This window comes from Capnocytophaga ochracea DSM 7271, from assembly GCF_000023285.1.
In the GTDB taxonomy this organism is placed as follows: domain Bacteria; phylum Bacteroidota; class Bacteroidia; order Flavobacteriales; family Flavobacteriaceae; genus Capnocytophaga; species Capnocytophaga ochracea.
On sequence record NC_013162.1, the window covers coordinates 1,787,140 to 1,809,447 of the forward strand.

The following is a 22,308-nucleotide window of genomic DNA, read 5'->3' on the forward strand; positions in this document are numbered from 1 at the left end:
CTATTTAGGTTGAGTGTAGCTGATACGCAATTTTACATCTTTTATAACAGTACCCAAAGGAGTAACCACTGCTGAAGATGGTATTTTTCCTTTTGTATTAGTGTTTCTCAAATATGCTCCTAAGTTAGTGTTTTTCACATTAGAAGCTACTACTATCCCTAAAGGTACATTTGTCCCTATTTCATTAACCAGATTTAAAATATGATTGGTAATCCTCAATTGGTAAAAAGCTCCTTTCCCGTTTTCTTTTTGCAATTTTCCTAGGTGATAGAGATATGAATAAGTAGACGAATCAGCATTTGATGTTGGGTCGTACTGATAATCTACAAGTACAGCTCCTGTTTGGGTGTTATAGATAAAGAGGCGTTCAGGCTCTTTTGTATAGCTTACTGAATTATCCACATATAACAATAAACTAGCATCGGTTACCATTAGTTTTTGCGACTTAATATTGGCAATATCTGTATTTGAGATAGTAATCGAAGCCGTTTGTCCTAAGGCTCCGCTGAGGTATATTTTACTGCTATCAGTCAAACTCTCTCCTGAATTGTTAAATAAGTTTACTGTAATGCCATTCAATGAAAGTTCATATCGATTTTTACGTGTTTCTGTAGTTGTAGAATTCGTTCCTGAAGTTTCATAGCTATATACAATCTCTATTTTTGCATTTGCCATATTTAGGAGCATCATTAAATCCTTTGAAAAGTTAGAAGTACTGACGCTTATCCCCTTAAAATATTTTTTAAATTCATTAGCGTTAGCAAGTTCGCTACTGCCTTCCTTGTTGATAATTTTTGTTTGGAAGAAATTTGTGCTTAGTGGAATACGCAACCCTGGTGGTAATACATCTTGTACTTTTTTACTCTCATCTTCACTTGTTTGTGGGTTGTCAAACTGATAGCGAGTAATAGCTTTATTACTGATAGTGTAAGTACTAGTAGTGTTAGACACAATAGAAGCACCTAAATTACTTGTAATATTAGTGTCGTTTGAATAATATATTTTAGCATTGAGATCCGTATCAATATCACTTAAAAAATAGTTCAGTTCTCTCACATTTACTTGAAAGCTCGCATCTCTATTCCCATAGATAGAATCTAACGTATATTCTACATTTTGAGAGTAAGAAGCGTTGCTATTAGAACTATTCGGATTAAAGAAAGGAATGTATAGATACGCTTCTGTAACGGTTTCGTTTTCCGATTTGTTCTCACTGTTTTCAGAGGCTTGTGTTTTAGTCCCAAAAGTAGGATTAACAGCTGGCAATGTTACTTGAGCCACTATGGTAGCCGATTTGGTACCAAAGGGAGCTTGGCTGTACTGTCCTAATAAATATCCTCCTAAACCGTTGGTTTGTACTGCACTTTCTTTTATTTTGCTTACCTGAATAGTAGCTGTAAATACATTAGTGTCAAAGTTAGGATTTTTTAGCAGTCCACCATCTATCTCGTTGAAATCATTACTTGAGCAAGCACTGAAAAGTGTTACTATAGTAGCAAAAAATAAAATCTTCTGTATGTTATTCATTCGTTTGTTATTTCTTTAATATTTTAGTGTAAAATTCGCGGTAAGAATCTTGGAAAGTTTCCTTATCACTGTTGTAAAGTACAGGCTTTCTTAGATTTTTTAGGTAGGTTTGGAAATCCTCAGGCATATCTTCACTCACCACTACAACTCCATCTGAATACTTGATAGCGACACGCATCAAATTGTAATAAGTAGGATTTTTTAGCGGGTCTACCGTCTTTTTGCTAATACCATCAAAAGCCACTTTATTGATAAGCGTACTGTCCAAAGCTCCTTCATAATCGCTATCGAATACTGAGGTAACAATCTTACTTTCTGAAAAGATAGGTTCATCTTTGTAATAGGTGCGCAAGTAAAGAGGCAACAAAGCCGATGCCCAACCGTGTATATGAATAATATCGGGTAACCAATTGAGCTTTTTAACAGTTTCTACAATACCTTTAGCAAAGAAAATACAACGCTCATCGTTGTCTGGGTACATATTATTTTCCCCATCAAAGAGTGTGCCAGTGCGCCTGAAATATTCATCGTTGTCAATAAAATAAACCTGTATGCGCTCCTTAGGAATGGAAGCTACTTTAATAATCAGAGGTACATCAATATCATTGATAATAATATTCATCCCCGAAAGGCGTATCACCTCGTGCAACTGATGGCGTCGTTCATTGATATTACCAAACTTGGGCATAAAAATACGTATCTGCCCTCCATTGTTATTCACCATTCTCGGGGCTTCAAATGACATCTTTGCCAACTCGCTATAAGGCGAATAAGGCAACACTTCCGACGATACGTAGAGTACTTTTTTATCTTTCATAAAAAGTAATTAGTTATTTTAATTAGCTCTTAGAAGGCACAAAAGTACAAAAAAATATGCACATATCCATAATTTTATATAAGTTTGCACCCAAAAAAGATTTGATACCGATGATTTACACACACCAAAAGGAACTCCATAACCTGTTGGAAACCCTTAAAAATCAAGGAAAAACGATTGGTTTAGTACCTACTATGGGCGCTTTACACGACGGACATTTATCACTCATAAAAAAAGCTAAACAAGAGAATGATATAGCGGTAGTGAGCATTTTTGTGAACCCTACGCAGTTCAACAATCCTACCGATTTGCAGAAATACCCGCGCACCTTAGAAGCCGATGCCCAAAAGATTGCTCAGTTCAGTAAAGAGATACTCATTTATGCCCCTACCGTAGCCGATATTTATGGCGAAGAAGTAGTCGCTGAACCTTTTGACTTTGCAGGATTAGACAAAGTGATGGAAGGTACTTCTCGTCCTGGTCATTTCGATGGTGTAGGCACGATTGTTAAAAAACTTTTTGAGATTGTAATGCCCGATAGAGCTTATTTTGGTGAAAAAGATTACCAACAACTGCTTATTATTCAGCAAATGGTACGACAAACGGGCTTGTCAGTAACCATTGTTCCTTGCCCAATCGTGCGCAATGCCGATGGTTTGGCTCTCAGCTCCCGCAATGCTCTCCTCAGCGAGTCGATAAAACAGCGCGCTACCATTATTTACAACACTCTACTCGCTGCCAAAGAACGTTTTGCTACTCATAGCCCTGCTGAAGTAGAAATCTGGGTAAAAGAAGTCTTTGCTCAACAGCCCGACTTCACCTTAGAATATTTTACCATTACCGATGCGCATACATTGCAACCTATTACCAAAAAAGAAGCAGGTAAAGACTACCGTGCTTTTATAGTCGTACACGCCGAGGGAGTAAGATTGATTGATAACCTTGCTTTTTAGGTAAAAAGTAATAAAAAACTTTGCCAAAACTCTAATAGTCTCTCGTACTACGAGCTTTGGCAAAGTTATATATCTTGTAAATATCTAATTGATTAATCCCCCTTAGTAACTATAAATACATTTTCTTTCTCTACTCCTATCACTTCGTGTTCTACATCTACGGGTATTTGATAGGTATCGAGGTCTTTAAGCACAATTTCTTCTCCATTGATAAGAAAACGTACAGTTCCTTTCACCATAATAAGGGTTGCAGGGATACTGGTAGTGTGTTTTTTCAGCACTCCTCCTTCACCTAAAGCTATGGCTACTTGTCTCACATTTTTACCATCTTTTACAAAATAAGTAGTAGGTTTATCAGTCTTAAAAGTGAGCTTATCGGCTAAGTTTACTTTCTGTAACGACTTTACGTGTTCTACTGTTTTGCCATTCACAGCTGTAATGTTGTGCATTTTAAGAATGTCCTGTGCTTTGCCAGCGCGTATACCGCGACGGCAAAAGAGAACGATATTCTCTTTTCCTTTTAGTTCTTGCCATCGGGCACCCATCTCTTCCAAAGGAATATTAATGGCTCCTTCAGCAGTCCCCGCGGCATATTCTTTTGGAGTACGTACATCCACAAGGGTTACGTTGCTAGCGTTGATACGCTCAGCTAAAGTCTGTGCTTGCGCAGTTACACTACATAATATCAGTGTACTCATAGTGATTATAAATTTCATTTTTTATATTGTTTAAATGTACCAAGCAGTTAATCCGTGTATTGTTGCAGCAATTGAAGGTCCTATAATCATTGGTAATTCTTTTCTCTTAAAACCTATGATAGCATCTATTATTTGTATTGTCATTGCAGTTGATAAAATTATTTTAACTACTGTATTATCAATATTAGTTATGAATGGTACTATAGCAACAATCAAACCAAAAGGGACAGCTCGCGCAACATACATCTGAGTGAAAAATCTTTCCCCTATACTAACCTCTTGCGATTTACTCATCCATTGAGGATAGAAAAGAACTAATATAGAAGAGATTATGCTTATTAATGATGCAAAAGCATTTAAAAATAATAAAACAATCATAAACTATTATTTAAGTTATTAGAATACTAATTATCACGACTTACAAAAATACGTAATTCACATAATCTTTACAAGATTTTATAAGTATTTTTGTTACTAAGATCAGCAACGCTAAATCTCGGATTACAGTATTTTTCCTATTTTTAATATTTAACTATTACTCAAATTTCTTCACGTCTTTCTTTAGTATACTATCGGTGTCTTGTGTACCAATAAACTTCATTCGTTCTTCTAAGTCGTTTCCATAGATGTTATTGATACGCGCAATCACACTGTTAAACGTTTGTCCTAATAGCGAAATATTGCTTTTAAGCTCTTCTTCTTTAAAATCCGGATTGTTCTTTACATTGTCAGCTAAGACTTTTATCTGTGTTTGGAAAAGTCTAAGACGTGCTTTCACAGTAGGAACATTTATCTTTTGAGGGAAGGTAGCGTCATCGTTGAGTAATTCTCGTAAGGCATCTTCTATCTGTACCAACCAAAAGAATACTGAATAATAAGAGCTCTCTACTTCCGAATGTTCTCCCACAATCTTGTCCGAATACTGTCCTACTTTGTGAAAGTATTTAGCAGGAAGTTCTAAAACAGAACGATACAGAATTACATTGTCATTCTCTTTAGCATTCTCATCTAAGGAAAGTTTTATAGTGTAAGGAGCTGATTTTTTAGGTGAAAAAGTAATCTGATATCTGTTCCAATCGTCTTCTAGGGCGGTCTTTTTTACGTTGCTTGTCGAGGAGTTAAGCGTATCTAATGCAAAGGTTGCCGATAGTTCATCGTTGTTGGACTCTGAGAAATTTAGGTTTACTTTTGGATAGTTTACTTTTTTTAAAACTACAGAAAAAGTATAAGGAATGTTTGCTACCAAAAATCTACTCCATTGTAAAGAGGCTACCTCATTGTTCTTTTTCTTTTCAAACCTAAAAACAGTATCTTTCGAAGCCTCTGCGGGAGCTCGCCAATCACGTTCTACTAAGCTATTGATGTTTTCAGTTTTAGAGTTGATAGGGTACAGTCTACTATACACCAAGAGGCTATCGGGGTTTGAGAGCATTAAATCATCTGTGTTTTTAATCTTGGCAGGAGCCATCGAAACAATCACCTGCATCAGCGATTGAAAACTCTTCCAATGCTTCATATCCTCTTGAGCTTTAGGAGTAAGGTCTATCAATTTGAACTCCTCAAAGTCAATTGATTTAACTTTGTGCACTTGCCTTGTTTTGTTAGTCTCTTTGTCGTCATTACACGAAATGAAACACGTTAATAAACTGAATAATATATAAAATCTGTACTTCATAACCTCTTGTATTACTGAAAACACCAAAGCCAGACTTACTTACATAAATCTGGCTATTAGTGATAAATCTAAAACCTAAATGACTATTTAGCTAACTTGTTAATATGTTTAGCTAAACTGCTCTTTAAATTCGCCGCTTTATTAGCGTGAATAATATTTCTCTTAGCAAGTTTATCAATCATCGAAACTACTTTAGGGAAAAGAGCTTTGGCTTCTTCTACATTTTCCAAAGCGCGTAGTTTTCTCACGGCGTTACGAGCCGTCTTGTGTTGATAACGATTGCGTAAACGAGCTGCTTCGTTTCTTCTGATTCTCTTTAATGCTGATTTATGGTTTGCCATTTTCCTTTATTAGTTTTATTTTTATCGCCGTACCTTTTCTTTTGAAGATACTTCTAATAGTTGCATTTAGTAGTCCGTAGGGGAATCGAACCCCTGTTACAAGGATGAAAACCTTGCGTCCTAACCCCTAGACGAACGGACCTTGAAAATTATTGTTTAATCCAAAAAACTTAATATATGCTTGTAGTCCGTAGGGGAATCGAACCCCTGTTACAAGGATGAAAACCTTGCGTCCTAACCCCTAGACGAACGGACCTTTCTGCTATTAAAGTACTACTTCTCCTCTAATGCGGTGGCAAAAGTACTACTTTTTTTTATACCTGCAATATTTTTGAACATTTTTTTTACTAAAACACTAAAATTATTTCTTAAGTGTCTTATAGTTAGTAGGTTGTTAATCTGTGTTTTTTCTATGTGAACAATTCTTTTTATTTAGCTGTTACAAATTTAGTAAAAACGTAAGTGTGTTTACACCATCGGCGTAATCCCATAGTTTAGGAGTCTGCGTTTGCCCGAAGGGTATTTCACCATCTATAAAATTATGACCTACTACACATTGTATCTTTTCTCTGTCGGTTGCTAATTTCTTTTTTAGGGCTTCTTTATTGGTGTAATATTCATAGAAAAGAGTAGCAATAGGTGAACCGTAATGTTCGTCTTCTTTCAGCAGTAAGAAACCGTTCTCGAGTAGTTTATACAAGCTCATTAGGTAAACGGCTTTGTTGTAGTCGTAGTTATTGGCGTATTTTTGTTCTTCAATAATGTCTTTATAGGGGTAGATAGCCTGAAATAATAGGTTGAAATCATAACCCTGGGGTACGAATAGTTTAGAAACACTTCGGCAACCCAAGCCGTAATACAGAAAGATGTCTTTACCTAAATCCTGCAATTCCTCAGGTGTTTCTTCACCTGTAAGTACGGCTACTGAATGGCGGTTTTTCCTTATAATATGGGGTTTCTTGCCAAAGTAATACTCAAAATAGCGTGCGGTATTATCGCTACCCGTAGCTATTACGGCATCGTATTCAGTTACTTTATCATCTGTAAAAGCTACCGCTTCTGCCCATTCAGTAGCAAAAGCCCTTATCTGTTTTATAAGGTAGGGAAGTAGTATGCCATCGTCACTGGAGAGCTTCACTATTGCCTTATGCCCTGCTACCAATACGCACAACAAATCGTGGAAGCCTACCAAAGGCAGATTACCAGCCATTATAATCAATATTTTTTTAGGCGAAGTAGTTTGTGGTAATTGATATTGCGACAGCCATTGTTGTACATTGTTTTTGCTGAGGGCTTCACTCCACGATTTAAAGGCAAATATTACATTAGCACGTGTAAACCAACTGTTCTGCTGTTCTGCTTTATCAAATATATCGTTGAATTGTTCGGTTTTAGAAAGCAGTTCCCCTAACCGAACTAAGTTGTTTATATTTTGTTGCTTCATTAGAAAGTATCTATTTTACTTTTTACTTTTTGCCTTTTGCTCACATACCCAGCTGTGAGCCCTCGCTCGCTTTTCCTTTTACTTTTTATCTTTTACCTTTTACCTAAAACGATGGTACTATCCCAATCCGTACTCCAAACTTAGGATTTCGCACCCCATTCACATCATTGAAATCGTTACGCCATACGAAATCTACTCGTATAAAGCGAAAGTTTCCTAACCCTATGTTCTCAATCCCAAATCCGTATTCCCAATACAGTTTTTCAGGTGAATTGAATATAATATTGGTAATATTAGCTTGTTTGTTCTTGTCAGAGAGTGTTCCGTAAGCAAATCGTCCAAATATTAAACTCTTAAAGCGCGTTTTTTGCAAAAAAGGAATGCGGTTGAACAAGAAACCATCAAAATGATGCTCAAAATATCCATTGATATAGGTGTCGGTAATGAAATCGTAGTAATCTAAAAGCGCAAAAGTGTTAGGAGCTGATGAATACGATTGGTTTGCAGGAGTAGGGGTTAGTGCTATCAGAGGTGCTGTACCGAATACCTTCCCTGCTTCCACCGTAGCGTGGAAAATACCGTACCCGAAAAGTGGAATTGGTTTATAGAGTATCGTTTGTACTTTGTCGTAATCAAACTTACTGTTTAATACACCGTCTACGCCTTTGGAGTATTTAAGGGTATACATCGGGAAGAGCTTTTTGCCATAACGCTGTTCCACCCCATAGCCAAATACCTTTCTGTTGGGGGTAAAGGTTAATTGTGCCCCTGTATAAAAGTTGTCGTATTCGTGAATTTCCTCGCCTGTCTTGGGGTTTCGGTAGGCAATGAGGAAGTTCTCTTCGCTTGCCGAAGTGAGTTTTTGGTAAGTACCAAATACCGAAAACTGCAAGTTAGGCACAATATCATAGTTAATAACACCTTGTACTTTTCTGTTGCGAGTAAGATAATAGTTCTCACCACGTGCAATGATAAAGTTGGTAGTATTTTCAAAATCTAATTTGGTATCGTCGTGCATCACAAAGGTACCCAATTGCAAATTGTCGTTCTGATAGCCCGCTCCAAAGGTAATACGCGGACTGTGAGAGATAAGGTATTTACCACTGATACCGTATTTAAACTCTTTGTCTCTCACCCCATAAGCTCCGTATACATAGGTGCGGAAGCGGTCATCGGTAGAGAAGAACGAACGAAAGCCGGCTCTTAGCCGTAAACCCTCTACGTTGTTGCTCGAGAAAGTTTGCCAAAACCTGCCAAACTGCATATAATTGCCAATAGGAATATAGCCCGACGTCACAATATCGGTTACATCACCTATCATCTTGATGCGTTTATTGCTCCCCACTTCCCGAATCAGAACTTTCGTTTTAGTGAGATCTGCCCCTCCTAAGGTATTTGCGTCCCAATAACTATCGTCTTTGTAAAACTGATTTTTCGCTACCTTTACCACCTGCTCGTCATAAAAATTAGCAGGTTTAGGCTTGTTGAGAACAATATCCGAAAAAGTGATGTAGTTCTTTACATACAATCCCTTTTCTTCGTCTTTCTTCGTCAGGAGCGTAAAGTCCCCTTCTTGTATCTCGTGTTCAGGAAGGTAAATACTGTCGTTAGCAATGGTAAAGTATTTTTCAAAAGAAAGTCCACGTACTAAGTTGATATTCGTTTTAGCCGTAGTATGCATCTGTATCGAACTCACTATATAAGTCTTAGTGTCTACTTCAAACTTTCCCTCTAATGCTAAATCTTGGTCATCACGAGGAAAAAAGTTGATGCGATAGAACGAGCGGTCGTCTCTCTGAATTGTATCGCTCAGCACGTACAGATATACGCCATAACCAAACTCCGCTAGCGGACTCACAAAGGGCTTGTTCAGTATCATATAAGTATTGTCGTAAATATCAAAATCGTCAAACGACTGACTTACACGTTCCAACCCAAATCCTTGTTGTACAATCCCTTGAGCACGTTCAGCTTCTATATCTACTCGCTTTTTCCCCAACTGATTGTCGCCGTAAACCGTTTCTATCTTTTCAGTGAGATACATTGGCAGAGAGAAGGTCTCTTTGTATTTCTTCTCAGAAAGAATACGTCTGATGGTGTCATATTCCTTTCCTAAAGCCTTTTTTAAGAAGATGGTATCGAGGTTGTTCACCCCCAATTCCGTTGTACTGTGTTTTTTAAACTGATACGCCGTAGCGTTTTGTAGTCCACGCTTCTTTTTATTCTTCCAAATACCTTGCAATACGGTATAGGCAGGGTTCTCTTTTTTAGAAAGTGCCTTAGTAGGTTTCGCTACAACTGTTACCTCTTCGAGCAATTCCCCTTCCACCAATACCACTACCAAATCTTTGGTATTGTCTTTGTCTAAATGTATTTTCCTAGTGTTGTATCCTATAAGTGAAACTTCCAAATCCTTCTGTCTTTTCTCCGAATACAGAGAAAACCGCCCTTGGTCGTCGGTATAAGCTCCAATGGTAGTTTTTGCAAAAATCACATTGGCATAAGCCACGGGGTTACCGTTTTCATCAATCACTTTACCCGACACGTGTGTCTGCCCCCATACTTTTGTAAGACAGAGCATTAAACCGAATAAAAGGAGCAGTAAGAAGCGTTTTTTCATCGTATAAAATCACTTTTAAAATGCAAAGATATAAAAAATAATAAAAATAATATACAGATTGTTACTTTTCTAAAACCAAATCTACTGTATATTAACGTCAGTTCCATATAACAAAATACTGAATTATAATTATATTCGCATCATAATCCGTGTAAATCCAGCAACGCAGTTGCTAATTCGTGCCCATCACATTTGTCAATTATCAATTGTCAATTGTCAAATGAAAGACTATCCGTGTATTCCGTGTAATCAGTGCGCGACTTTAAAACAGCGAAGCTGTTTATTCATTTGATTAATAAAGGTTTAACTATATATTTCTTACGTCGAACTCACTTTATATTATTATAACCCTTCTTATTTTTTGTAGACCTGCCTTTCACGAAAATAAAACCCTCATTTTTCGTCTATTGTTCCTTTGTCATTCGTCACCCCCGTCCCTCTTTATTCGTCATTCGTCCCTCGTCATTACTTCCCTTTTCCGTCACTCGCCCCTTGTCACTACACCCCCTCTCCTTGGGAGAAGTCTCCGAATAGGAGAGTATGTGATTGGGGAGAGGATTCTTTTTCTTTCGCCTCGAAACTCCGTTTTTAACATTTTTAGCGCTGTTGTATTACAGTATGAATCAACTACTTATATACCCTTTCTATACCAATCGTCCAAGATTCGTATAAGCTTCCTATAAGCTCTCTATAAGCTAACCCCACCCTCCTAACACCCTTTTTTCACCAAAACTTCTCTCAGCTCTCTTCCGTTCTTTTCCGTTTCCTTCCGAAAACCCTAACCAGTCCCAACACATCGCTTTTTCATCTAAAACTTTGGCAAAGTTTTAAACTTTGCCAAAGTTGATTATTTCTGGCATTATTGGTATTATTTGGTATTATTTGGTTTTATTGGTATTTATCTTATTCTCTCATTTGCTAATTTTCTCATTTTCTCATTTCCTAATTAATCTGCCCGTGTGGCTCACACTGCCTGTGCGGCTCGCACCTTTGCCAAAGTTGATTATTTCTGACATTATTGGTATTTTTGGCATTATTGGCGTTTCTTGTATTATTGCCTTTCTTATTAAAAAAGGGACGTTTTATAAAACGTCCCTTGAATATACTTTATTTTTTTACCTTTTATCTTTTACATTTTACCTAAACTTGAGCCTGAGCAACAAATCTCCTAAACCCTTCTTCTCCTTTTGGAGTATGTTTAAACACGCCACAATTCTCCAATACCTCACAAAAAGTATCGCCTATACTCCTATTAATAAAGTTATCTAAGTTCTTTATAGAAAGTGGAGTAGGGCAGGAGCTCACGTAACGTTCTAACCACTGAGTGTGTTTTTGCAAAGCAGAGTCAGCGTTCATTTTGGTATATACAGCGCTGAAAGCGTTACCAGCTGTAATGGCTTCACCAAGCAAGGTTTTAATACTCGCCATTTCAGTCTTTAACCTACCGGGTAAAATCGCTAAGCCCATCACCTCAATAATCCCAATGTTCTCTTTTTTGATATTGTGCAGATGTTCGTAAGGGTGAAAGATACCCATAGGGTGCTGGGCATCGGTGCGGTTGTTGCGCAAAGCCAAATCGAGTTCATATTTGCCGTTTTTAAAACGTGCCACAGGGTTTACCGTATTGTGACGCACGCCCTCAGTATGTGAGTAGATGCCTAATGATTCATCGCTGTAGTTTATCCACGATTGTAAGATTACATCGGCTAAGGCGATGAGGCGGTCTTTCTCACCGCGCAATCGCAATACGCTCATAGGCCAATTTACAATACCTGCTTCCACATCCTCAAAACCTTTGAAGCTCACGCGTTCTTTTATGGTAGCTTTTTCCATAGGGAAAACGTGTCGTCCGCCTTGAAAATGGTCGTGTGAGAGGATAGAGCCTCCTACAATAGGTAAATCGGCATTAGAACTGAGGAAGTAATGAGGAAATTGCTCTACAAAGCCCAATACGTGCTCAAAGCAAGCCTTGTCAATCTTCATTGGGCGATGTTCACTCGAAAAGACGATACAATGCTCGTTGTAATAGATATAGGGAGAGTATTGGAAAAACCATTCCTCATTGGCTAAATCCAGCTTAATCGTGCGCAAGTTTTGCCTACCAGCGTGATTCACACGCCCCATATAACCTTCGTTCTCTTTACAGAGCAAACATTTTGGGTAGTTAGTGGCTACCACATCTTTTTGGGCAGCAATATCACGAGGGTCTTTCTCTGGCTTAGAAAGGTTGATAGTAATTTCTAAATTGCCATAAGGGCTATTGTGTTCCCACAGAATGTTCTTAGCAATTCTATCGGTGCGTATGTAGTTGCTTTGCTTGTTGAGCTCGTAAAACTGTTGGGTTGCCTGCTCTTTGCTCCTTTGGTAAGTATGCCAAAAATCGTTGCGAATTACCGATGTACGAGGTAATACCTGTCCCATAATCTTAGAGTTCAGTAGGTCACGGAAAGTAAGCGTATCGGTAGTGAGGGTGCCGTTCTCAGCTGCCCACTGCACTAAGCGGTCGAGTACTTCCGTAGGATAAGTTATCTGGGCTACCTCTTTAGCGATTTGAGCTTGCTCTTCTTTTGTAAACTCGGTATAACTATCGCAACCAATACTTTCCAAAACAGCATTGGTAACAAGAATACGGTCGTCTTCCTTCACCAAGTTATGAAGTACCGCATAACTGATGAGCTTTTCTACTTCAATATAAACTTTCACGATTAATAATTATCAATTAATAATTAACAAGACTATTTGTTATTTAATAAGAAACTTATAAACGGTTTCTTGCTTGTACACTTCCCCTTTTTCTAAGGGTTTTACCCCAAACTTCGGCTGATTGATACCATCGGGGAAATCTTGCATCTCAATAGCTACACCTACAAATCGTGGGTTTTTTGATGGTTTTTCTTTGGCAGTACATACCTTATCAAATACAGGAACATCATCTAAAAAGTTACCAGTGTAAATCACAGCCACACGTTGGGTAGTATAGGCTTCCATAGTAATACCACTGTGAGGAGAATGCAATACCAACTGAGGAGCACCATTGAGTCCGCTGTGGTTGAGCACAAAGGGGTGGTCGTAGGCACGTGTGATTTCGAATTGAGGGTGTCCTTCAGCAATACCCTCAGCGATAACTTTACCTTTGCGGAGGTCGAAAGTAGTATCTTTTACAGCTATGTAATCACCCGTAGGAATAAGCCCTTCTGCCAATTCACAAATATTATCAGCAGCGATTTGTAGTACTTGGGTATCGCCATTCATTTCCATATCACCTGAAAGGTTGAAATAACTGTGGTTGGTGATATTAAGGTAGGTTTTAGCATCGGCAACGGCTTCGTAAGCAATATGCAGACTGTTATCTTCAGTGATGGTGTAAATCACTTTGAAATCTACTTTTGCAGGGTAGCCTTCTTCTCCATCAGGACTTGTGTAGTGCATTTCCAAGCCATTAGCGAGCTCTTTTACTTCAAAGAGTTTACTGCTAAAGCCTTCTTTACCACCGTGCAATGAGTTTTCACCATTATTTTTAAATAGATGATAGGTTTTCCCGTCGATAGTGAAAGTAGCGTTGTGAATACGCCCTGAAGTGCGCCCTATGGTAGCTCCATTATAAGCGCCATTACCTATGTAATCTTCTAAATGCGCATAACCTAATACTACGTTTTTAAGTACGTTGTGCTTATCTTTTACAGCTATTTCGGTAATAGTACCGCCTAAGTTCAAAACAGACACGCGAAAGCCGTTCGCATTCTGTAAGGTATATTGATAGACAGCCTGTCCGTTGTGAGTACCGAACAGGCTTTTGTTGATGGTTATCATACTTTGTCTTGTTTATAGTTTTTTAGCGCCGTCGCTCACAGAAGCGATATAAAAATCGGCAGCATATCCTATTTTGTTTTTGTAAGCCTCGCCTACATTTTTAATAAAATCGTCTACTTTGTCTTTTTTCACGATGCTTACAGTGCAACCGCCAAAGCCTGCTCCCGTCATACGCGAACCTACTACTCCAGGTTGTTCCCAAGCAAGAGCAACCAAAGTATCGAGTTCTACGCCTGTTACCTCATAATCGTCGCGCAAAGAAATGTGCGATTGGTTCATTAACTTACCAAACTCAGCTAAATTACCTGCTGAAAGCTCTTTTTGTGCTTTAAGAGTGCGTTGGTTTTCATATACTGCGTGTTTAGCTCTTTTTTGGCGAACGGGACTCTTGATGAGGTCTTTGTTGGCTTCAAATTGTTCAATAGAGAGTTCTCCTAAGGCTTTAATAGGCAATTTAGTTTGCAATTCGGCTAAGGCTTCATCACATTCAGCACGGCGTTCGTTGTATTTAGAATCGGCGAGACCACGACGTTTGTTAGTATTGGCAATCACGATTACCTCATCTTTAAGTACCACAGGCACATAGGCATATTTGAGTGTGTTGCAATCGAGGAGGATAGCGTGGTCTTTCTTACCCATAGCTATCGCAAATTGGTCCATAATACCAGAGTTTACCCCAATGAATAGGTTTTCAGTTTTCTTGCCTAATTGCGCCATTTCCACAGAGTCGATAGAGAGATGGAAGAGGTCTTTTAGCACAATAGCGGTAAGCATCTCAATAGAAGCAGAAGAAGAAAGTCCTGCGCCATTAGGGATATTCCCAGAGAAGAGAATATCGAACCCAGAGTCGATTTTTTGTCCTGCTTCGAGGAACATTTTAATCACACCTTTTGGGTAGTTAGCCCAATCGTGTTTTTTGTCGTTGGTAAGTTCGTCGAGGGTGAACTCCATTACGCCAAGGTCGGCAAAGTTTTCAGAATACATACGGAATTTGCGGTCATTGCGTTTTTTTACGAGACCGTAAGTGCCTTTGTCGATAGCGCAAGGGAACACATTACCGCCATTGTAGTCGGTATGTTCACCGATGAGATTCACACGTCCTGGTGCGAAGAATTGTTTTTCGGCAGGAGCACCGAAAACTTCTTGAAACTTTTGTTCTAAGTGTTTCATATAGTTTTAATTTTAGTTATTAGTTTTGTTTAGAAATTACTTAATTAAATAATATAATGGAAAAAGGGAGTGCTGTCAAAGACAATTCCTAATAGATATGATTCTTGTAGAGACAATATATTTCTTATCTTATAAAGGATTTTAGCTGAGTCAAATACCAATCAAAGTCATCATACATAATAAAGTGGAGCCCTTTATTGGCATATCTAAGGTCTCTCAAAGATAAATTTTGATATTGATCTCTTATGTTGTCTTTTGAAGAAGTAAATACGGACTCTAAGAGCACTAAAGCAGGCACTTTTATCTGTTTTATTTCCTCTCTGAGGTCTGTATTAGAGATTTCACACACAAGTTTGGCGAGGGTCTCCCTATCTGAGGCTACACTCCACTGAACGATGGTAGGCTTCTTGGCTTCCTTTGTTGTATAGTACATCATTGAAGCCATTTGCGAACGCTCAAAGTCTTCTTTAGACATTGCTGTAAGTTCCTTGATCATAGGAGTACAATCCTTGTTAGGTGTTATCTTAAAATTAGGATCAGAAAGCAAAGGCAAGCAAGGCAGAGCATCTACAATCACTATTCTATCAAGTAGGTCAGAGGCTTTAGCGGCTATTTTCATAGCAAGGATGCCCCCTAAGCTATGCCCTACAATCGTAGGTTTTTGGATGTTCTCCTTTTTGATATAGGAGATAATGGCATCTGTCCAATAGTCCAAACTTGGATTCTTTACAGGGGTAATTCCTCCAAACCCCGCTAAGGTAAGCAGGTAGCAAGTGTGGTTAGTGATCAGAGCAGGTACAGTCTCTTGCCAGACATCGCTGGAGCAGCCAAGTCCTGGAATAAACAAAATAGGACTTCCTTTTTCTCCTACTTTTTTCACTGAGAATGGAGATTGTCCAAACGTAGATAGTGGCAAAATAAGTAAAAGGGAGGTTATAAAAACATTTCTCATAGTAAAAAAAATAGATTTTAAATTAAAAATTAGCTTGGTTTCAACTTTGGCAAAGTTTCAAACTAAAAGTTTGTATTACCTATTTAAAGTACTTTTTAGCAATTGCTCTGAGTTCTTTTTCTTTGTCTTCCAAACGCTGAAAGAGCACGAACTGGTTACGGGCACGAATGTAATTCTCCTCAGGATATGAGATTTTGTAATACACATCGTTATTAAAATAATCGGCGAGAAAACGGATACCGATAATGAATATCATATATTTGGCTCCGTCGACGATATGTTTTTTCTCTGAGGGAGTCATCACAGGGTTCATTACTGAAAAACCTTTACAAAGTGCTTCGAAGAACTCGGTATTGAAAATGATTTTGCTTTCATCGGCTTCGTTTTCTTCGGTAGGGCTTACCGAAGTGCGCACCATATCGCCGAAATCGTACAGTAAGATACCTTGCATCACTGTATCGAGGTCGATTACTCTAAAATCATCGGGATTGGATTTATTGATGAGTACGTTATTGATTTTGGTATCGTTGTGGGTTACGCGTATAGGAATGCGCTTTTCGTCTACTTCTTTTTGGATAAGGTCGAAAATTACCTTGTGTTTTTGCGCAAATTTGTATAGCTTTTCAGCTTTGTCTTTGCGTGCAGGAGTTGCCTGAGCATAAGCCTCTTCGAGTTGTTGGAAGCGTAAATCTCCGTTATGGAAATTAGGAATGGTAGCCTGCAATCGAGAGGTATCGATATTGGCAAAGGTTTTCATAAAAGTTGCAAAGGCAGTGGCAGCTTTTTCGGCTTGCCAAGGAGCTTCGATGAATTCATAAGAAGTATAACCTTCGGCAAAAGGGAATACTCGCCATACAATGCCCTCAGCATTTACGGAGTATCCTCCTTGTTTAGCTTTCATCATCGGGAGAATCACGTGATTGTTAGGTTCAGTTTCCCAAAGCAGTTCGATGTTTTTGATGATGCTATTAGGGGTTTTGAACACATTGCTGTTAATCCCTTGAAGGATATAATTTGTATCGGTGGTTTTTACCAAATACGTACGGTTGATGTGTCCGTTGCCATAAGGTTCCACAGAAAGGAGGGTTCCTTTTAAGTTAAATTGATTGGCTATTTCTTTCATTTTTATTTAGGTAAGAGGTAAGAGATAAGAAGTAAAATAAAAACTTATTATCTCTTACGGGTTAAACATTTTATTATTGAACTTTGCCAAAGTTTCAAACTTTGGCAAAGTTGAAAGCTGTTATCTTTTTAGTCTTCAAATGATTAGAACCTATCGGGGTACTCGCCTTTATCTACGAGTTTTTGTATTTCGTTTTGTACCATTGCGAGGTCTTCGTGATAGGTCATACCGAACCAGTTGTCGTGATTGGGTAATACTTCTAATTTATATCCGTAATCCTTAATGGCGTGTTGTACTACCATAGGGATATAAAATTCGGATTTAGGGTCATCTTTATGTTCGGCTACAAATTCTTTGAAATAACGGTCGGCTATATCCAATACTTCGTGAGTAAATCCCCAGAAGTTCATAGATACGTAGGTGCTTAGGGGATACTCGGTGCCTGTAGCCTCATCGATAGCAGTAGTTTCGTTAATTTTACGCAGTTTGGTAGCTTCGTTGATAGAGAGTAGGTGGTGATTGGCGTCTACTTCGCAGATACCGCGTGAAACAGTTCCGTTTTCACTAAGGGTGTTTTTTAGTAGATATCCTCCTGAGAAGAACGTTTTTTCTTTACCAGCATTGAGCGCTTTGTACATTAAACGAAAGCCTTCTTTGCCATAATAATCATCGGCATTGATGATGAGGAATGGGTTTTTTACAAACTCTTTTACACAAAGCATAGCGTGCCCTGTACCCCAAGGTTTTTTACGTTCGATGCCTTTTGGGTTAAAATCGTCTTGATATACATAAGTAATGGGCACATTATTGAATCGATTTTCTAAGTGTTGGCGTGCTAAATCGTCGATTTCACGACGGATAATGAGTACTACATTGTCGAAACCAGCTTGTAGAGCGTCGTAAATACCGTAATCAAACAAAGCATTGCCATTGTGAATATTTTCTAACTGCTTGTCTGAACCAAAGCGACTTCCTAAACCTGCCGCTAAAATTACTAATGTTGTCATATAAAGTTAATTTCTTAATAAATAAAAGTCTTGATAAGTGAATGTACTTATTTTGCATCGGCAAAGATAGGGATAATTTTGTAATCTGGAAAAAAATATAACGAAATTTTTACGAAGAATTTAAAAATGCTTTCCGTTACTTGTTCTTTTATAAGAGTTTTGATAATGCCAATAATGTCAGTAATGCCAATTAACTTAGCCAAAGTTCAAACTTTGGCTAAGTGTGTAGCGCAAAAGCGACACACCGGAGTTTTTCGGAGAATCTCGGGGGGACTTTGAAAGTCTTGGGAGGGGGAGTGAAAGGATTGAAAATTTGAGGAGGAACGAAAGTTTTTGGAAGGATTTTAGAAAGGTTTAGAAAGATATTGAAGGTATGGTTTAGTGTACTTAGCTTATAGAAAGCTTATAGGAAGCTTATACGAATCTTGGACGATTGGTATACAATGACTGTATTAAACGTTGAGAAACAGGTATTTAGGAGGTGTTAAAGATATATTAAAACGAAAGCTGAGGCGTAGGGGTGTACTTTCGTAATTTAGGGTGAAGGGCGTTTGGGGTAGGGGAGAGGTGTTATAACTTACCTCCCCCGCTCCCCCTCCAAAGGGAGACAATCCGCAATCATACCTATTTAAAACTTTTTGCATATTCTCAATGGAGGAGAATCCGTTAAATGTGAATGCTGTAAGGATTATATGGGTGATTTTGGTAAATTAGTTTTTTTTGTTACCTTTGTGCTTTCATTGCTTATTAGCATTCGCTTTTACTTATAAGTTATGGTATCAGAAAAAGATTTAGAAGCCTTAATGGCTCAGGTAGATGGTGCTGTGGACAGGCAGTACGACTTCATTAAAGAGATGAAGCAGATAAAGCAAACGCTTTGGGAACTGAAAGCCCAAATGCGTGCTACTTCGGTATTAAGTTCGGCGGTACCCGCAGAAACGGCAGTGCCTGAGGGTACACGTGAGGCAGTAACAGAGACTCCCCCTGTGGAAACGGTAACTCCTGTTGAGGAACAAACCGTAATAAATACTGTGGCTGAGGAAATGACGACAGCTGTTGTAGAGAAGCAAACGGCTGTTGCGGCGGTTGCTGAACCGGTGCAAGAAACTTCACAACCGAAACAAGAGACCCCTCCGATTACTTTTACAACAAAAACGAATCCGTTTGCGCCCAAAAAGAAGGTGAGAAATCCGTTTGAGCCGAAGCAACCTACTAACTGGGAGCGATTTATCGGTGAGAATTTGTTTAGCAAGATAGGGATAGTGATTATTATTATTGGGGTGTTTATAGGGGTGAAATACTCTATTCAGCATAACCTTATCAGCCCTGCAATGCGCTTGGTTTTAGGTTACTTAATGGGTATAGGGCTTTTTGTAACGGGAGCTATGCTCAAGAAAAAATATGAGAGTTTTAGTGCTATCTTGGTGAGTGGAGCAATGACGATTTTTTATTTCGTCACCTTTATTGCATATGCTGTTTTTGGTTATTTCCCGCAATCTCTTGCCTTTGTGCTGATGTTCCTCTTTACAGCCTTTACGGTACTTGCTTCGTTGAGCTATAACCAAGTGGTGATAGCTATTATAGGGCTTGTGGGAGGTTATGCGGTACCTTTTCTTTTGAGTAATAACTCGGGTCAGGTAGAAATCTTATTTGCGTATACAGCAATTATTAATATAGGTGTGCTGATACTTTCGTTTTATAAGCAATGGCGTTCACTGTACATTTCGGCGTTGTTCCTCACTTGGCTATTGTTGTTCTCGACGTGGGTATCGGCTTATCAGTACGACGACTTTGTGCCTTACTTTGTATTTAATTTGGTAACGTTCCTCACTTTCTATGTTGCTTTTATAGCTCAGAAAATACACAGGGTACAGGAATTGGAAGCGGTAGATGTGCTTTTGTTCTTGTTTAGTAGCTTGTCGTTTTACGCGATGGGTGTTTGGCTTATATTGGATTATTATCCTAATAATCGGACTTTTGTGGCGATGTTTACATTGCTTAACGCTGTATTTCACTTTTTGGTGGGTTATTATTTTCACCTCAAAAAGGCGCCTTCTCAGGCTTTGAAATACTTAGTTTTGGTGTTGGCACTCTCATTTGCTACTTTGGTAATTCCGATACAGTTTAAAGGAACGTGGATAACTATCTTCTGGATAGCCGAAGCTGCGTTACTTTTTGGGTTTGGGCGTACTAAAAAAATGCCTGTGTACGAGCGAATTTCATACGCAGTAGCGATTTTGGCTACTTTCAGTTTGCTGATAGATTGGGGGAAAGGCTCTTATAGTATCTTTGATATGGAAGACGCGAGAGCGTATATCACGCCTTTTGCTAACTTGCTCTTTATTACAGGGTTACTTTATAGTGTGGCGGTAGGAGCAATGGCTTATATCAATGATAAATACAAAGAGACAGGGACACTTAATAAAGTGTTGAGCTTTTTGTTCAATATTTTTTCGGTACTTATTTTGTATTGCACTTTTTACAGAGAGATAAGCGTGTTTTGCGATATGAGGGCTTTACATCAAGACCCTGTGATTTACAGCCATTATGAGGCATATCAAGACTTGAACACTTTTAAAGGGGTATGGCATATTATATACAGTGTGTTGTTTATTTCGGCTTATAGTTTTCTGAATGTGAAGTACCTGAAAAAGAAATTGTTGGCAGAACTACAAATAGGCTTAAACTTTTTGTTACTGACTATATTTATGACCTTGGGGCTTTACTATTTCAGTGAGTTGCGAGAACGTTATATGGAAGAAGTGCAGGAAGGAGGGCAGTTATCACTTTGGTTTTTAAATATTAGATATGTGGGTTTGCTCTCGCTGGTGGTATTAGGCAATAGCATTTATGCCCTCAGTAAGTTTTTGGAATTTAAAACAGGGGCAAGGCGTGTATTGGAAATGTTGTTGCATCTGGTTATTTTGTGGGTTGCTAGCAGTGAATTACTGCACTGGACAGATATATATGAATCGGTAGCTAATTATAAATTAGGTCTTACAATTTTATGGGGAGGTTATGCTATTTTATTGGTAGTATTGGGTATTTTTAAAAGGAAGAAATACCAGCGAATATCGGGTATTATATTGGTAGGTTTTACGCTCTTGAAGTTATTCTTTTACGATACTACCCACCTCGATACGCTACATAAGACCATAGTGTTTGTACTGCTTGGGGTATTGCTACTGGTAGCATCGTTTCTCTATAACAAATATACCAAAGAAATAGAGGGAGAGCAAAAATAAGAGGGCAGAAGATTAAAAAGAGAGAGAAAAAATGCTAAATGTGTATTATTTTTCCAAATAAGAAGAGAGAGATTAGAGGAGTTAGTTTTATTATAGTAAATTGTAAATCAAACTAATAAAAGGAGAAGATTGTTGTAAGGAAAATTTTTTGATAAAAAAATACATATAATTAAAATAAAAGCATTACTTTTGTGCCATAATAACCAAAATTTAATTTTGTAATGATTAGAGATTATAGAGACATTAAGCTTACTGTACAACGTCCTACTCCTATTGACAAGGAGGTGAACTGGAATAAATCGTTGGTAGTGATTAGTGAAACTGATATTTATGGTCGAATTACCAATGTAAACGATGTGTTTTGCAATGTTTGTGGCTATAGTGCTGCGGAAATGGTAGGGCAACCACATAGTATCATTCGCCACCCTGATATGCCTAAACTGATTTTTAAACTGCTTTGGGATAACCTTAAATTGGGGAATAACTTTATTGGGGTGATTAAGAACTTAGCAAAATCAGGAGAGTATTATTGGGTAATCACCGATTTTGAAATGCGTAGAGATGCTGATGGAAATATCACACACTACATTGCACGCCGTAGATCGGTGCCCAAAGGAGTAATAGACAACTATGTAGCTCCGTTTTATGATACGCTTTTGAAGCTTGAGAAGATAGGTGGAATGGAACTTAGTACCCGTTTTTTCAAGAACTACTTAGCTAAACAAGGCAAGGATTATATTGATTTCATTATAGATATAATGAATGAAAATAGAGAAAATGTGTCTTTTGAAGAAAATCAAGTATCATCAGTAGATACTACACAAGTGATTTCAGATGATATTGTAACTATGAATGAGGCTCAAAACGAGAAACGCAAGAGTTTCTTTGGTAGATTGTTTGTGCAATAACTATCTAGAGCAACTTAT

At 38.2% G+C, this 22,308-nt stretch carries 17 protein-coding genes and 2 tRNA genes; 3 read left to right on the forward strand and 16 right to left on the reverse strand.

Annotation, left to right across the window (positions count from 1 at the left end; translation table 11 throughout):
* Both COCH_RS07555 and COCH_RS07560 read right to left on the reverse strand, forming a co-directional pair.
* Nucleotides 1-1,527, reverse strand: a complete 1,527-nt coding sequence (locus COCH_RS07555; protein ID WP_015782611.1) for a DUF4270 domain-containing protein — start codon at nt 1,525-1,527, stop codon at nt 1-3.
* Nucleotides 1,528-1,534: 7 nt separating this feature from the next.
* Nucleotides 1,535-2,344 carry a glycogen/starch synthase gene (locus tag COCH_RS07560; RefSeq protein WP_009411690.1) on the reverse strand — a complete coding sequence of 270 codons (810 nt, stop codon included), beginning with the start codon at nt 2,342-2,344 and terminating at the stop codon, nt 1,535-1,537.
* A gap of 110 nt (nt 2,345-2,454) precedes the next feature.
* On the opposite strand from COCH_RS07560, the gene panC reads away from it, so the two are divergent.
* Entirely contained in the window at nt 2,455-3,297 is an 843-nt protein-coding gene (gene panC, locus COCH_RS07565; protein WP_015782612.1) for a pantoate--beta-alanine ligase, read from the forward strand.
* A 92-nt stretch (nt 3,298-3,389) separates the two neighbouring features.
* Here the strand turns inward: panC and COCH_RS07570 are convergent, their stop codons facing one another.
* The 14 genes from COCH_RS07570 to COCH_RS07635 all read right to left on the reverse strand — a co-directional run bounded on the left by COCH_RS07570 (nt 3,390) and on the right by COCH_RS07635 (nt 18,137).
* Nucleotides 3,390-4,013 (reverse strand): rhodanese-like domain-containing protein, encoded by a 624-nt coding sequence (locus COCH_RS07570; RefSeq protein ID WP_015782613.1) that lies wholly within the window; start codon nt 4,011-4,013, stop codon nt 3,390-3,392.
* Between the two features lie 12 nt (nt 4,014-4,025).
* The gene (locus tag COCH_RS07575; protein ID WP_041546781.1) at nt 4,026-4,373 is read right to left on the reverse strand and encodes a hypothetical protein; all 348 of its coding nucleotides are present in this window, start codon (nt 4,371-4,373) and stop codon (nt 4,026-4,028) included.
* A gap of 157 nt (nt 4,374-4,530) precedes the next feature.
* Nucleotides 4,531-5,670 carry a hypothetical protein gene (locus tag COCH_RS07580; RefSeq protein WP_015782614.1) on the reverse strand — a complete coding sequence of 380 codons (1,140 nt, stop codon included), beginning with the start codon at nt 5,668-5,670 and terminating at the stop codon, nt 4,531-4,533.
* A gap of 83 nt (nt 5,671-5,753) precedes the next feature.
* Nucleotides 5,754-6,011, reverse strand: coding sequence for a 30S ribosomal protein S20 (rpsT, locus tag COCH_RS07585; RefSeq protein ID WP_002670974.1), 258 nt, complete (start codon nt 6,009-6,011; stop codon nt 5,754-5,756).
* Nucleotides 6,012-6,081: 70 nt separating this feature from the next.
* Nucleotides 6,082-6,153: transfer RNA gene (locus COCH_RS07590), tRNA-Glu, on the reverse strand.
* Between the two features lie 42 nt (nt 6,154-6,195).
* Nucleotides 6,196-6,267: transfer RNA gene (locus tag COCH_RS07595), tRNA-Glu, on the reverse strand.
* Nucleotides 6,268-6,450: 183 nt separating this feature from the next.
* A complete protein-coding gene (locus COCH_RS07600) occupies nt 6,451-7,455 on the reverse strand; it encodes an acyl-CoA reductase (RefSeq protein WP_015782615.1) in 1,005 nt (334 codons plus the stop codon).
* 103 nt (nt 7,456-7,558) lie between these two features.
* On the reverse strand, nt 7,559-10,075 hold the full coding sequence (locus COCH_RS07605) for a DUF5686 and carboxypeptidase-like regulatory domain-containing protein (protein WP_015782616.1): 2,517 nt from the start codon (nt 10,073-10,075) through the stop codon (nt 7,559-7,561).
* A gap of 1,140 nt (nt 10,076-11,215) precedes the next feature.
* Nucleotides 11,216-12,778 carry a UDP-glucose--hexose-1-phosphate uridylyltransferase gene (locus COCH_RS07610; protein ID WP_015782617.1) on the reverse strand — a complete coding sequence of 521 codons (1,563 nt, stop codon included), beginning with the start codon at nt 12,776-12,778 and terminating at the stop codon, nt 11,216-11,218.
* 39 nt (nt 12,779-12,817) lie between these two features.
* Complete coding sequence (locus tag COCH_RS07615; protein ID WP_015782618.1) at nt 12,818-13,885, reverse strand: aldose epimerase family protein; 1,068 nt, start codon at nt 13,883-13,885, stop codon at nt 12,818-12,820.
* Nucleotides 13,886-13,897: 12 nt separating this feature from the next.
* Entirely contained in the window at nt 13,898-15,055 is a 1,158-nt protein-coding gene (locus tag COCH_RS07620; protein WP_015782619.1) for a galactokinase, read from the reverse strand.
* Between the two features lie 124 nt (nt 15,056-15,179).
* Complete coding sequence (locus tag COCH_RS07625; protein ID WP_015782620.1) at nt 15,180-16,007, reverse strand: alpha/beta fold hydrolase; 828 nt, start codon at nt 16,005-16,007, stop codon at nt 15,180-15,182.
* 79 nt (nt 16,008-16,086) lie between these two features.
* A complete protein-coding gene (locus tag COCH_RS07630; protein WP_015782621.1) occupies nt 16,087-17,130 on the reverse strand; it encodes a phosphotransferase enzyme family protein in 1,044 nt (347 codons plus the stop codon).
* A 143-nt stretch (nt 17,131-17,273) separates the two neighbouring features.
* Nucleotides 17,274-18,137: a nucleotidyltransferase family protein gene (locus COCH_RS07635; protein ID WP_015782622.1), complete on the reverse strand. Its 864-nt coding sequence runs from the start codon at nt 18,135-18,137 to the stop codon at nt 17,274-17,276.
* 773 nt (nt 18,138-18,910) lie between these two features.
* Here COCH_RS07635 and COCH_RS07645 point away from each other — a divergent pair.
* Entirely contained in the window at nt 18,911-21,382 is a 2,472-nt protein-coding gene (locus COCH_RS07645; RefSeq protein WP_015782623.1) for a DUF2339 domain-containing protein, read from the forward strand.
* Nucleotides 21,383-21,603: 221 nt separating this feature from the next.
* Nucleotides 21,604-22,290 (forward strand): PAS domain-containing protein, encoded by a 687-nt coding sequence (locus tag COCH_RS07650; RefSeq protein WP_009422490.1) that lies wholly within the window; start codon nt 21,604-21,606, stop codon nt 22,288-22,290.
* Nucleotides 22,291-22,308: the final 18 nt, after the last annotated feature.